Origin of the sequence: Rhizobium sp. L9, from assembly GCF_002531885.1 — a bacterium.
In the GTDB taxonomy this organism is placed as follows: Bacteria; Pseudomonadota; Alphaproteobacteria; order Rhizobiales; family Rhizobiaceae; genus Rhizobium.
In genome coordinates, this window is sequence record NZ_NWSZ01000019.1 from 133,563 (window position 1) to 145,740 (window position 12,178).

14 protein-coding genes are annotated in these 12,178 nt (G+C 61.5%); 1 reads left to right on the forward strand and 13 read right to left on the reverse strand.

Annotated elements, in window-relative coordinates:
- Nucleotides 1-10: 10 nt before the first annotated feature.
- Genes CO660_RS20065 through CO660_RS20080 form a run of 4 tightly spaced genes read right to left on the reverse strand, consistent with a single transcriptional unit; the run spans nt 11 to nt 3,010 of the window.
- A complete protein-coding gene (locus CO660_RS20065) occupies nt 11-775 on the reverse strand; it encodes an amino acid ABC transporter ATP-binding protein (RefSeq protein ID WP_097600209.1) in 765 nt (254 codons plus the stop codon).
- Nucleotides 772-1,530 (reverse strand): amino acid ABC transporter permease, encoded by a 759-nt coding sequence (locus CO660_RS20070; protein WP_097600210.1) that lies wholly within the window; start codon nt 1,528-1,530, stop codon nt 772-774. The genes CO660_RS20065 and CO660_RS20070 overlap by 4 nt, the downstream gene beginning before the upstream one ends.
- Entirely contained in the window at nt 1,527-2,234 is a 708-nt protein-coding gene (locus CO660_RS20075) for an amino acid ABC transporter permease (protein ID WP_097600211.1), read from the reverse strand. Before CO660_RS20075 ends, CO660_RS20070 begins: the two co-directional genes overlap by 4 nt.
- Complete coding sequence (locus CO660_RS20080; RefSeq protein WP_097600212.1) at nt 2,231-3,010, reverse strand: SDR family oxidoreductase; 780 nt, start codon at nt 3,008-3,010, stop codon at nt 2,231-2,233. The genes CO660_RS20075 and CO660_RS20080 overlap by 4 nt, the downstream gene beginning before the upstream one ends.
- A 259-nt stretch (nt 3,011-3,269) precedes the next feature.
- On the opposite strand from CO660_RS20080, the gene nac reads away from it, so the two are divergent.
- Nucleotides 3,270-4,193 (forward strand): nitrogen assimilation transcriptional regulator NAC, encoded by a 924-nt coding sequence (nac, locus tag CO660_RS20085; RefSeq protein ID WP_097600213.1) that lies wholly within the window; start codon nt 3,270-3,272, stop codon nt 4,191-4,193.
- Here the strand turns inward: nac and CO660_RS20090 are convergent.
- The 9 genes from CO660_RS20090 to CO660_RS20130 form a co-directional block, all read right to left on the reverse strand.
- Nucleotides 4,190-5,392, reverse strand: a complete 1,203-nt coding sequence (locus CO660_RS20090) for a pyridoxal phosphate-dependent aminotransferase (protein ID WP_097600214.1) — start codon at nt 5,390-5,392, stop codon at nt 4,190-4,192. The genes nac and CO660_RS20090 overlap by 4 nt on opposite strands.
- Before the next feature lie 60 nt (nt 5,393-5,452).
- The gene (locus CO660_RS20095; RefSeq protein WP_097600215.1) at nt 5,453-6,220 is read right to left on the reverse strand and encodes a 5-oxoprolinase subunit PxpA; all 768 of its coding nucleotides are present in this window, start codon (nt 6,218-6,220) and stop codon (nt 5,453-5,455) included.
- A 54-nt stretch (nt 6,221-6,274) separates the two neighbouring features.
- Entirely contained in the window at nt 6,275-7,270 is a 996-nt protein-coding gene (locus CO660_RS20100) for a biotin-dependent carboxyltransferase family protein (RefSeq protein ID WP_097600216.1), read from the reverse strand.
- Nucleotides 7,267-7,974 (reverse strand): 5-oxoprolinase subunit PxpB, encoded by a 708-nt coding sequence (pxpB, locus tag CO660_RS20105; RefSeq protein WP_097600217.1) that lies wholly within the window; start codon nt 7,972-7,974, stop codon nt 7,267-7,269. The genes CO660_RS20100 and pxpB overlap by 4 nt, the downstream gene beginning before the upstream one ends.
- Nucleotides 7,971-8,399, reverse strand: coding sequence for an acetyl-CoA carboxylase (locus CO660_RS20110; protein WP_097600218.1), 429 nt, complete (start codon nt 8,397-8,399; stop codon nt 7,971-7,973). Before CO660_RS20110 ends, pxpB begins: the two co-directional genes overlap by 4 nt.
- Complete coding sequence (locus CO660_RS20115; protein WP_097600219.1) at nt 8,396-9,784, reverse strand: acetyl-CoA carboxylase biotin carboxylase subunit; 1,389 nt, start codon at nt 9,782-9,784, stop codon at nt 8,396-8,398. The genes CO660_RS20110 and CO660_RS20115 overlap by 4 nt, the downstream gene beginning before the upstream one ends.
- Entirely contained in the window at nt 9,784-10,206 is a 423-nt protein-coding gene (locus tag CO660_RS20120; protein ID WP_097600220.1) for a biotin/lipoyl-containing protein, read from the reverse strand. The genes CO660_RS20115 and CO660_RS20120 overlap by 1 nt, the downstream gene beginning before the upstream one ends.
- Complete coding sequence (locus CO660_RS20125) at nt 10,179-11,147, reverse strand: hypothetical protein (RefSeq protein WP_097600221.1); 969 nt, start codon at nt 11,145-11,147, stop codon at nt 10,179-10,181. Before CO660_RS20125 ends, CO660_RS20120 begins: the two co-directional genes overlap by 28 nt.
- A 421-nt stretch (nt 11,148-11,568) precedes the next feature.
- Nucleotides 11,569-12,150, reverse strand: a complete 582-nt coding sequence (locus CO660_RS20130) for a hypothetical protein (RefSeq protein WP_097600222.1) — start codon at nt 12,148-12,150, stop codon at nt 11,569-11,571.
- Nucleotides 12,151-12,178: the final 28 nt, after the last annotated feature.

Here is a 12,178-nt window from a genome sequence, read left to right on the forward strand (position 1 = left end):
GTGATTGGTATCAGTGCCTGAGATCAGCGAGGAAACGCTGGGCCCGGGGATGGGTCGGATTGGTGAAGAAAGCCTCCGGTGTCGCCATTTCGATGATCTGGCCGGCGTCGATGAACCAGATCCGATCCGCGACCTCGCGCGCAAAGCCCATTTCGTGGGTGACGCAGAGCATGGTCATTCCTTCGGACGCCAGGCTCTTCATGACGGCGAGAACCTCGCCGACCATTTCGGGATCGAGCGCGCTCGTAGGCTCGTCGAACAGCATCACCGGCGGCTCCATGGCAAGCGCACGGGCGATCGCCACCCGCTGCTGCTGGCCGCCGGACAACTGACCGGGATAGGCCCGGGCCTTGTCGGCGAGGCCGACCCGGTCGAGAAGCTTGAGCGCCTTTTCGTGTGCGACCTCGGGCGCGACACCCTTTACCCGGACCGGCGACATCGAGACGTTTTCAGCCACGGAAAGATGCGGGAAGAGGTTGAAGTTCTGGAATACGAAGCCGATCCGGCTGCGCATTGCGTTGAGCTCCTTCGCCCGCATCGACGCGTGGATGTTTTGCCCCTCGAGCGTGATCGATCCGCTGTTGATCTCTTCCAGGCGATTGATCGTGCGGATCAGCGTCGATTTTCCCGAGCCGGATGGACCGCAGATAACGACCACCTCGCCGCGCGCGACCTCAGCATCGATGTTCTTCAGGACCGGATAGTCGCCATAGCTCTTGCAGACCTGCGAAAGCCGAATCGTCTGCGATCCCTCTGCGGAAACTGACATGGTCATAGCTGCTCCGATACGATTTTCGATGGCGCGACCAGGGAGGCCGTGGGAACGTTGAGAAGTCCCGCACGCCGCCGCGTGATGCGCCGCTCGAGGCGATTTGCGAAGTAGGTGAGCGTCCAGCAGATGATGAAGTAGACGATCGCCAGGATGAGGAAGACCTGGAAGGGCTGCGTCAGCAGCTGGTTGTTGACCTGGCTTGCGGAAAAGGTCAGGTCCGGCACGTTGATCACATAGCCGAGCGTCGTGTCCTTGATCGTCGAGACGAAGGTGGAGATGATGCTCGGGATCATGTTGTAGAGCGCCTGCGGCAGGATGATGTAGCGCATCGCGCCCATATAGCCGTGGCCAAGTGCACGCGCTGCGTCCATCTGGCCCGGTCCGAGCGCGACGATGCCGGCGCGGACGACTTCGCTGAGAAACGCGCTCTGATAGACCACGAGTGTCGTCAGCATAGTGACGAAACTCGGCACGTCGGCGCCGGTCAGCAGCGGCACCAGGAAATAGCTCCACAGGATGAGCATGAGCAGCGGCACGCCGCGAGTGAAATAGACGAGCGCGGTGACCGGCCAGCGCAGCAGCGGCGACTTGGAGAGCCGCGCCATTGCGAACAGGATGCTCACCGGAAAAGCGAGTGCGATGCTGAGCGCCGAAAGGATCAGCGTATTGGCAAGCCCGCCGAGCGGTCCGTTCGGATATTGGCCGATCAGGAGCAGCAGCCAATAGTCTTTGATGATGGCGATCATGTCCTGGATCATGCGCGGGCACTCCGGGCAGGATCGGCGCGCATCGACAGGTAGGCGCCGATGCTCATGATCACGAGGGAAAAGAAGAGGTAGAGAACGGTGCCGATCAGGTAGATCTCGAAGGTGCGGAAACTGAGGTTCTCGATTTCCTTAACGGCATGCGTCAGCTCTGACGCGCCGATGACGACGGCAAGACTGCTGTTCTTGAACAGTGAGACGCTGTGATTAATGAGCGGCGGCAGCGCATTGCGCACGCCCTGTGGCATGATCACGAAACGCATCGCCGAGACGTAACCGTGGCCCAGTGCACGGGCTGCCTGCATCTGGCCGTCACCGACCGAACGCACGCCCGAACGAAGATCTTCGCTGAAATAGGCCGCCTGGCAGAGCCCCAGCCCGATCACCGCGAAGATCGCTTCCGCATTATGACTGGCAAGCCACGTCGCGATGCCGCTCGGCATCAGCGTGAAGATCCCGAAATACCAGAGCATGAGCTGCACCAGCGTCGGGACGTTGCGGTGATAGGAAACGTAAGCGGCGACAAACGGATCGCCGAAGCGAAAGGGTGATAGGCGCAGACTCAGCAGCAGAAGCGCCAGCGTCATCGCCAGCAACCAGGAACCGGCATAGATGACGAAGGTCATCTCGATGCCATGCAGCAGCATGGCGGCATATTCCGGATTTCCGAGGATCGCCGAAAGGTCGAAGCCGCTCACGGTTTTGGTTCCCCGGATTGATCCGTCTTCGCCTCAGGCTGCGGCTTGGCCGTCTGCAGGCCGCCCATGACCTGCAGCGTCGGGGTGATCTCCATATGTCCGATGTTGACCGCGACCGGGGCTGCGATGGCGAAGGCGATCGCATCGGCGATATCGGCCGCCTGCGGCAATTCGAAACCTTCGATGAACCGCTCCCGGACGCTGGGGTCATTGCCATGGACGTGATTGAAGATATCGGTAGCGACCCGGCCGGGGCAGATTTCCGTGACCCGCACCCGTTTGCCGAAAGCGTCGATGCGCAGCTGGTTGGACAGCATGCTCACGCCGGCCTTGGTGGCGTGATAGGATGAATTGCCGCCGAAATTATAGGCGCCGGCGATCGACGAGATGTTGATGACGTGGCCGCGGTCGCGCGCCACCATGCCCGGCACCACCAGGCGGCAGAGGTGCAGCACCGCCCGCAGATTGACGTCGACGATGAGATCGATGTCGCCGTCGTCGGCTTCGAGGAATTTCTTCGGCCGGTCGACGCCGGCATTGTTGACGAGAATGTCGAATTCCACCCGAGCCGCGAGCTCGGCCAATGCCCTTCGGTCGGTCACATCGATGGCGTGAGGGATGCAGCCCGTCCGCGCGGCCAGCTGCTGCAGCGCCTCAGTGCTGCGGGCAACCGCGTGGACCTCGATGTTCTCCCGGCAGAGCCGCTCGACAACGGCTGCGCCGATTCCGGAGGATGCGCCGGTAACCAGTGCGGTCTTGTAGTCGGAGAATGGCATTGTCGTTCCCTTGTTGTTGATTGAGACAGTAGCGAAGCTTTAACCCCTTGCCTAAGACCGATTATCTCTGGAGCAATAAGCAACGGTTATGGAGCCTCGGGCAGTGCCGAAGAAGTGTAAGAGGCCGCTGCCGGCGTTCTTTCGCGGCGTCACAGCTTCATCAAAATCTTGGCTGACCGCAAACCGCGTCGCGTTGCAAAAGCCAGGCGCCTCTGTAAACATTGCCACCTGCGCAGATTAGAATGGTACTCCACTCCCCATGGACATCAGACGCCTTAAATCTTTCATCGTCATCGTCGACAGCGGCAGCATCACGCGCGCAGCGGATCTTTTGCATATCGCCCAGCCGGCGCTGAGCCAGCAGCTCGCGGCGCTGGAGGAGCATTTCGGCCATAAGCTTTTGATCCGCAGCCAACAGGGCGTGAGCATGACCGACGCCGGGCATGCGGTGTATCGTCATGCGCAGATCATCCTTCGGCAGATGGAGCAGGCGCAGGCCGATGCCTCAGCGGCCGGCAATTCGCTTGCCGGGCGCGTATCGGTCGGCCTCGTGCCGTTCAGCAGCGCCGCGACACTTTCGGTCGATCTCCTGGCGGAGACCCGGAAACTGCATCCCGGGATCCTGCTGCATCTGACCGAAAGCGTCGGCCAGACTTACAGCCAGATGATCATGAACGGCCGGCTGGAGATGGCGTTGCTCCATGGAACCGGTCCGATCAAAGGTGTGCGGTTCGAGCCGATTCTCAGCGAAGAGTTTTTCCTGGTCGCTCATCGCGACTTTGCGATCGAAGCGGATGAAAAGCCTGTTCCGGTCAGCGCACTCGACGGGATGCCGATGCTGTTGCCGCCGGCCTATAATTTCGTCCGCCGGGCGGTCGATACCGCCTTCACGCGCACCCGCACCAATCTGAAGGTCGTGGCGGAAGTCGAAATCGTGCGTACCCTCGGCCGCGCCGTCGGCAATGGTCTCGGCGCCACTGTCATGCCGAAAGCCATCGCCAATCGCATCGTATCGGAATCGAGCGAGCCGCTGATCTGCCGGCTCGTCTCGCCGCGCATCGAGGAAACCCTGTCGCTTTGCGTTTCCGACCAGAACCCCCTTTCGGAGCCGGCCCTTGCCGTCCGCGACATCCTTCTCGGTCTGACGGCGCGGTTGAAAACGCAAAACGCTTTGCCGGCTTAACGCATGTCCTTGCAAAACTCTGCTATGCGCGCGCAGCCTTCGTCGAGTTTTTCCATGCTGGTGGCGTAGGAAATGCGGAAGAAGGGGCTCATGCCGTAGGCCGCGCCCTGCACGGTCGCGACATGATGCTCTTCAACCAGCGCCATAACGAAATCGACATCCGTTTCGATCTTTCGGCCGCCCTTGCTGGTCTTGCCGATCAGTCCTGAAATGTTGGGATAGATGTAGAAGGCGCCTTCGGGCCTGTGGCAGCGCAGCCCTTCCACCTTGGACAATTTGTCGAGGACAAAGTCGCGTCGTGTCTTGTAGATCGCCGCACGCTGCTTAAGGAGATCCTGAGGTCCATCGAGCGCTGCGATCGCGGCCGCCTGGGTGAGCGTCGCGATGCCGCCGCCGTTCTGTCCGTTGACGTTGCTGATAGCTGCCATCAGCTCTTTCGAGCCGGCGCAGAAACCGAGCCGCCAACCGGTCATCGCATAGGCCTTGGAGACGCCGTTCATCGTCAGCACGCGATCGTAAAGCCTCGGCTCGACTTCCGCGATCGTGCAGAACTGGAAGTCGTCATAGACCAGGTGCTCGTAGATGTCGTCGGTCATGATCCAGACATGGGGATGACGCAGCATGACCTCGGCAATGGCGGCCATCTCGGCCCGGGAGCAGGCTGCCCCGGTAGGATTGTTCGGGAAATTCAGGAAGAGCCACTTTGTGCGCGGCGTAATCGCCGCCTCCAGATCCTCCGGGCGCAGCTTGAAGCCGGTCTCTTCGTGGCAGGGAACGGCGACCGGGACGCCGCCGGCGAATTTGACGATGTCGGCATAGCTCACCCAGGAGGGCGTGGGAATGACGACCTCGTCGCCCGGATTGCAGGTTGCTAACATCGCATTGAAGATCACCTGCTTGCCGCCGCCCGAGACGACGATCTGACTGGCGTCGTAGTCGAGATTGTTGTCGCGCTTGAACTTTCTAATGATCGCGGCCTTGAGCGCCGGCGTGCCGTCCATCGGCGGATATTTCGTATCCCCCGCCAGCGCTGCGGCATGCGCCGCTTCGATAGCGTGCGCGGGAGTGGGGAAATCCGGTTCGCCGGAGGAGAGGCTGACGACTTGGATGCCTTTGGCGGCGAGCTCTCTCGCGCGCTGGGTCATGGCGGCGGATGCTGAAATGGAGACGTTTTTCAGGCGGTCGGCTTTGATGGACATCGGAATGGCCCTTCGATGAGAGATGGGAGTTATGGACCGCCAGCAGGCGATCGGGATGTGTCACTCGGCGAGTTCGGCGGCGGAAGCAAGCGTGGCGCCGGTGGTTTCGATCTCGCCGCGCACGATGCCGGCAAGTTCGAGGGCGCCGGGCGTATCGCTGTGAACGAGAATGGAGCGCGCCGGCATGGCGATCACGGCTCCGTCGATCGTTCGGACAGTTCCGTCGAGCAGGAATTGCCGCACGCGCGCACGCACTGAAGCTTCATCCTTGACGACGGCGCCCGGGAGCCCGCGCTGGACGAGTTTGCCATCGGCATCATAGGCACGGTCCGCGAGGAAAAGTGCCAACGTCTTCAGGCGCGCACGTATGGCCGCCAATTCGATCTCGCTGCCCGAAGTGACGAAGACCACGAGACCGCGGTCGACGGTGGCGATCGCATCCATCATCAGGTCGGCGATAACAGGATCACGGTTGACCATATTGCCCATGGCGGCATGGAAGCTGAGATGGGACACGGCGACCCGCTCGCTCCTGGCGATGGCCATCAGGGCGCCGAGCTGGTAGAGCATCTGCTGGCGGAGCTCGTCCGCCGAAAACGGTATTTCGCGCCGGCCGAAGCCGAACCGGTCGGGCAGACCGGGATGGGCGCCGATGCCGACGCCGTTCTGTTTGGCGAGCCGGACCATGCGCCCCATCGTGTCGGGGTCGCCACCGTGGAAGCCGCAGGCGATGTTGGCCGAGGAGACGATTTTCATCATCGCTTCGTCGTCGCACAGCCGGTAGGGGCCAAATCCTTCGCCCATGTCGGAATTCAGATCGATCTTCATGAGTTCCTCCTTTTGACGGCGTCTCCGTTTTCACGCGTTTCCCGCCGCATTGCCCTATGCCATCGCCTTCAGGGCGCGTTTGATCATGCCGGATGTCTGCCTGATGTCATCGACATAGCGAGCAACAGCCTGTTCGACCCTGCGCGCTTCCGCATGCGTCGAGCGGACGAATTTCAGGCGGGCGCCGATGCGGGCTTGCCCGAGCCGCCAGAGGTCGCACTCGATCACGCCGGCGATCTTCGGGTATCCGCCGGCAGTGTTCGCATCGCTCATCTGCACGATCGGTTCGCCGCCGGGCGGCACCTGGATGACGCCGGGCACGACGCCGTGCGAGCGCATCTCGATCGATGCCGTCGGCCTGATCGGTTCTCCCGACAAGCGGTAGCCCGTGCGGTCGCTTCGTGAGGAGATCCTCCAGGTCTGGCGCCAGAATGGCTCACCGTCTCCGGCGAAAAGATCATGCTCTCCGGCCGGCAGAGCTCGGATCGGCAGTACGCCGTCGGCCGGCGCCGGGAAGATATCGCGCAGCGCCACGGCCGGTTCGACGGCCGCAAGACCAGCGGCCGGTAGCATGGTGATTTCCGCGTCCTCGCCGAGCGCGATCCGATCGCCTTTCACGAGCGGCCGGCCGGCATTGCCGCCGAAGCCGCCACGGAGAGACGTGCTGCGCGAGCCCATGACGACGGGGATATCGAGCCCGCCTCCAAGCGCGATATAGGCACGCGCGAGCCGCGGCGGCTGCTTCAGTTCGAGAACCTGTCCGGCCTCGGCGGCATAGGCGCACCAGGGAAGGAGTTCCGATCCGTCGAGATCAGGATTGCCGTCGGCGCCGGTCACCGCAAAGACGGTGCGCTGCTCGAAACGCAGTCTGAACGGAAAGGTCTGCACCTCGATTGCGGCGGCATTCTCGTCATTGCCGACGAGAATATTACCGATTCTGACCGCCAGCGGATCCATGGCGCCGCTCGCCGTGACGCCGATGTCGCGATAGCCGGGGCGTCCCAGGTCCTGCACCGTATTGAACGGGCCGCTTTCCAGGATTTCGATCATAGCTCGATCCTTGCCGGCAGGAAGTGCACCGTATCGCCCGGCGCCATCATGGCGGGGGTCGGCGAATTCGGGTCGAACATCTCGAGCGTCGCAAAGCCGATGGAATTCCAGCCGTTCGGTCCCGTGAGCATGGCAACGCCGGTCTGCATGCCGCCGATGGTCACGCAGCCCTTCGCCATCTTCAGCGACGGCACGGTCTTTCGCGGCATGTAGATGCGCGGATCGAGGCCATGCAGATAGCCGAAACCGGGGGCGCTGCCCACGGCGAAGACACGATAGATGGCCTGGTGGTGGATGCGGACAACCTCGCGGTCGCTCAAGCCGGAGAGATCGCAAAGGGCCGGAAGATCGGTCGCATGTTCGCCGCCATAATGGACCGGGATCTCGATGATCTTACCCTTGAGATCGATGCTCTGCGCGTTTTCCCACGCCTGTAGCAGCCGGGCTACCACCGCATCGGGATCTTCGGGCGTCTCCTTGAAGATCACCAGCAGATTGGTCATGCCGGGGATGTCTTCCGCAAGATCCGCCCAGCCTTTCACGCTCCGGGACAGAGCCCAGATCCGCCGCTGCGCTGCAAGATCGAATTCACCAGGCGCCTCGAGCAGGAAGGCCTTGGCGCCGATCGAGGAAACCCGTGGCCGGCTTTTGGTAGCGGCAACGATCTGGCGTCGCGATGCGTGTCTGTTCGTCGTGTCGATCATGATGGGAACTCGATTTCGAACAGAGGATCGCCGTAGCCCACCAGCGCGCCGGGCTCGGCGAGCAGCCTGGTCACAACACCGGCACTGCCGGCGCGAACGGGGAGCAGCACATCCCCTATCCTGATGAAGCCGAGGATATTGGCGGCGGCCGACAGGGACCGCGGCAGATCTTGGGACACGCCGGAGGCAGCCGGGTGATCGACGCAGAACCGGCCCGCCATCGGAGCCTTCACGACGGCCGGTGCGGAACCCGGTGCACTCGGCGTCGCTTTCGTTGAGCTGCTCTGCGCCTCCCCCTCCCCTGAAATGACAATGCGAAGCTGGGCGCCCGGCCGGGAGATTTCCAGCCCGCCCACTCCGGCGGCCGTCAGCGCCTGAGTCAGCAGTGCGACGGTGGCCGGATCGCTGAAATCGATCGCGCTCATGCCGCCCTCCGCAGCTTCAGCCATTGCTCGAGATAGTGAATGTCGGTCTCGCCGCGCGCGAACGCATGGTCCTCGAACAGGTCGCGCAGGAAGGGGATGCTGGTGGCGATGCCCTCGATCTCTATGCCGGCGAGCGCCTCGCACATTCTTGCCATCGCTTTCGCCCGCGTCGGCGCATGCACGATCAGCTTGGCAATCAGCGAGTCGTAATAGGGTGAGACCTTGTAGCCGGCATGGATATGCGTATCGACGCGGATGCCTGACCCCTGGGGTAAAACCAGGCGGGTGATGACGCCGGCCGACGGCAGGAAGGTGTCGGGATCCTCGGCGTTGATGCGGCATTCGAAGGAATGGCCGTCGCATGTCACGCCGTCCTGGGTGAGGTCCAGAACGTGACCTTCGGCCGCCTTGATCTGTGCTCGGACGATATCGACCCCGCTCGTCATCTCGGTAACGGGGTGCTCGACCTGAAGGCGCGTATTCATTTCGATGAAGTAGAAAGCGCCGTCCTGATAGAGGAATTCGAAGGTTCCGACGCCGCGGTAACCGATTTGACGGCAGGCCTCCACGCAGGCCATGCCGACCGGATGGATGATCTCAGGCGCGATCCCCGGGGCTGGCGCCTCCTCCACCACCTTCTGATGGCGGCGCTGCATCGAGCAGTCTCGATGCCCCAGCCATACGGCATTGCCATGGCCGTCGCAAATGATCTGGATTTCGATGTGGCGAGGATGCTGGAGGAATTTCTCCATATAAAGCGAGGGCGAGCCAAAGGCCTTGCGGGCCTCTTCGCGGGTCAGAGCGATCGCTTCATGCAGCTGGTCGGCCATCGGAACGACGCGCATGCCGCGCCCCCCGCCGCCGCCGGCCGCCTTGACGATGACCGGATATCCGATGTCAAGCGCAACGCGCTCGACCGATGCGGGATCGTCGGGCAGCGCGGTGTCGGGGCCCGGAACGCAGGGGACGCCGGCTGCCATCATCGCCCGTTTTGCCGCGATCTTGTCGCCCATGGTTGCGATCGATAAAGCCGGCGGGCCGATGAAGATCAGCCCGGCCCTTTCGACGGCGTCCGCGAATGCCGCATTTTCCGACAGAAACCCGTAACCAGGATGGATGGCGCCGGCGCCGGTCAGGCGCGCGGCGAGAAGAATAGCATCCTGATTGAGATAGCTCTTGGCTGCACTCGAGGGGCCGATACAGAGAAAGCTGTCGGCAGACCTGACATATGGTGCATCCCTGTCCGCCTCCGAGCAGATGGCGATCGTCTTCAGGCCGAGATCACGACACGCGTGCTCTATCCGGACGGCGATCTCGCCGCGATTGGCGATGAGCACGGTCTCGAAGCGTCGGCTGGCAGCGGGTTGTTCAGATGTTTCCGGCATCAGGCAATCTCCGCCAGCAGGTCGCCGGTCTCGACCTCGCCGCCGTCTATTTCGGTCAGGCGAGTGATGCGCCCGGATCGCGGCGCGGCGATCTTGTTGAAGACTTTCATCGCTTCGATGATGAAGAGGGTCTGCCCCTCCTCGACCGCGTCGCCGATCGTGACGAATGGGGGTTCCCCGGGCGCCGGGGTCCGGTGCAGAACGCCGAAAACAGGCGCCTTCACCGCATGGGAGGTTTGCTCGACGCCGCCCGAGGGCGCACCGGCGATCGGTCTCGGCTTTCGCTCGGGTTCGGCGACATCCTCCTGGCTCGCTGCCGTTCGGAAAATCCGAACCGTCACGTCCTTTTCCGTCACGGTCAGCTCGGTAATATTAGATCGTCCGACAAAGTCGATCAGCGTCTTGATCTTCGAGAGGTCCATGTGCGTGCTCGGAATTTCAATATTCCACCGTGCAGACCTGAGGTTTCAAATCGCCCGGCGTTATGATTTTCGTAGCACGACGCTTGGGTTGATGGGGTCAGACGAACTTTTGATGGAGCGCACCGCACACAGCCGGCGTATTTCATACCTTCAAAAATGGGCTGAAGGTCAGCACGGCGGAGAACACCGCGAGTCCGACCCTGAACGGCAAAGAATCCACGCTGTCGCGCAATCGTGGACAGATAACGTCTCGACGCGCTAACGGAACGATGGGGTTTTTCGTAGGTTTGCCTGATGATGTCGAGCTTTTTGCGGAACGTGGTTCCGTCGCTCGTCAACGCCATATAGACGGTCAGCCGATGGCGTGCGCCGAATATGTCGCTATAGTCGATCCATCCCCCGATGCAGATGTGCTTGGTGCCGGCATGCAGGTCCAGCAGGTAGGCTCGGCACGTGGAGGTCACCTTGATCCAATCCAGGGTCTGGAACTTGTCGGGGCCGATAACGCCAAATTTGAACATATTAGTGAGAGGAACGGAAAGAACTGCGTCCCGATCGGTCACCATATCGAGGTCGAGGACGATTTCGAGGTCAAGGGCAGGGGTCGCCCCACAATTCTTGAAGGCGACATCGACACTATCGCTGGACATGTCAAACTCCGCCCTTTCAATGATCATATAGGCGCGCAATTGCGCCTCCGATCCTTTACGCTGAACCCGGAGTGCTTGCATCGCAACAACGACAGTGACAAGCGCGAAGACGGTCGCAAGGCTGCTGCTGATCACCCCGACCCAGCCCTGAATGCTGCAGCCATCCGTCGAACACCATTCGACAGGCTGAGCCATCGAGAGGAGGACGACAGTGCCGGCAATTCCGATGAGCGCGAAGGCGCACCCAAGCGCCAAGCCGAAATCGACCAGCCATTTGAACCGAGTGTCCATGCGCGCTCCCTCAAGCGCGCCTATTGTGCACAGAACCCGGGAATAGTGTAGAGATCGAGGCTACAATCGCTCACGTCGCTGCCCAACTGCTCTAGCGGCAACCAGGTCACGCGCCTCGGAACGTTGCAGTCGTACGGCGAAATTTGATCGCGGCATCGTCGAGCCAGCCACTCCAAAATGCGAGCCCGCTAGAGGAAGTGCTCGATCTCTGGGACGGTCCTGCCTCCCAAGGCAGCGATTTCGGCTATCGACTTACCGTGACATATCCACACGACGCAGGCTTTCCAAGGGGGAGAAGATTGGCGCGCACCACGACGCTCAAGAACTAGGGAAGTTCGGAAACGACGCTCGTAACCTATCTCGGCGTCAAAGCCGCTAAACCAAATTGGCGAACTCGAAGGCTGGCAGATGGGGCAAACTCTCAGACAACGCCAAATCGCTCGAGCATCGTTCTCAGCTGCATGTTCTCCTGGCGGAGCTGCTTTATCAGCAGTGACTTGAGGCGCCGGTTTTCCGCATCAAGCGCCGCTAATTCATCGACTGGTGCTTCGACGTAAGCGGCGGAAAAATCCTGCCTGAGTTGATTCCTTGCGCTGTCGACATGATTCCCTGAGCGGCTCTCGCCTATACGCGTCACCGCTTTTCGGACCGGCCTTTTGGTTGAACGTTTGTTCGATTGCGCGATCGGTCCGACGGGATCGTGATGGTTTTGCGGTGGATCGATTGGCGCCGGTCCGACCAAAGAAGCGGGCAACTGGGACTCATTGCCGGCGTCATGGTTCTGATCGAGCTGATTTGCTGACCGCTGGTCCTGCGCAATTTCGCCGGGTTCGCCGACAGCGTCCAGTTTGTGCTTGGGTTCGAACAAGTGCGGCGCTTCCGTCTCTGCCTGACGGATGAAAGCCTTGATATCGGTGTTTCCCCAGATCGAATTTGCCTGGGTTGTCAATCGCCGGCGACCCGACTTGAATTCGACGACGAAGTTTCGCTGTGGTATTTTCATATTTACATTAGACCTTTAGATTCCGTGC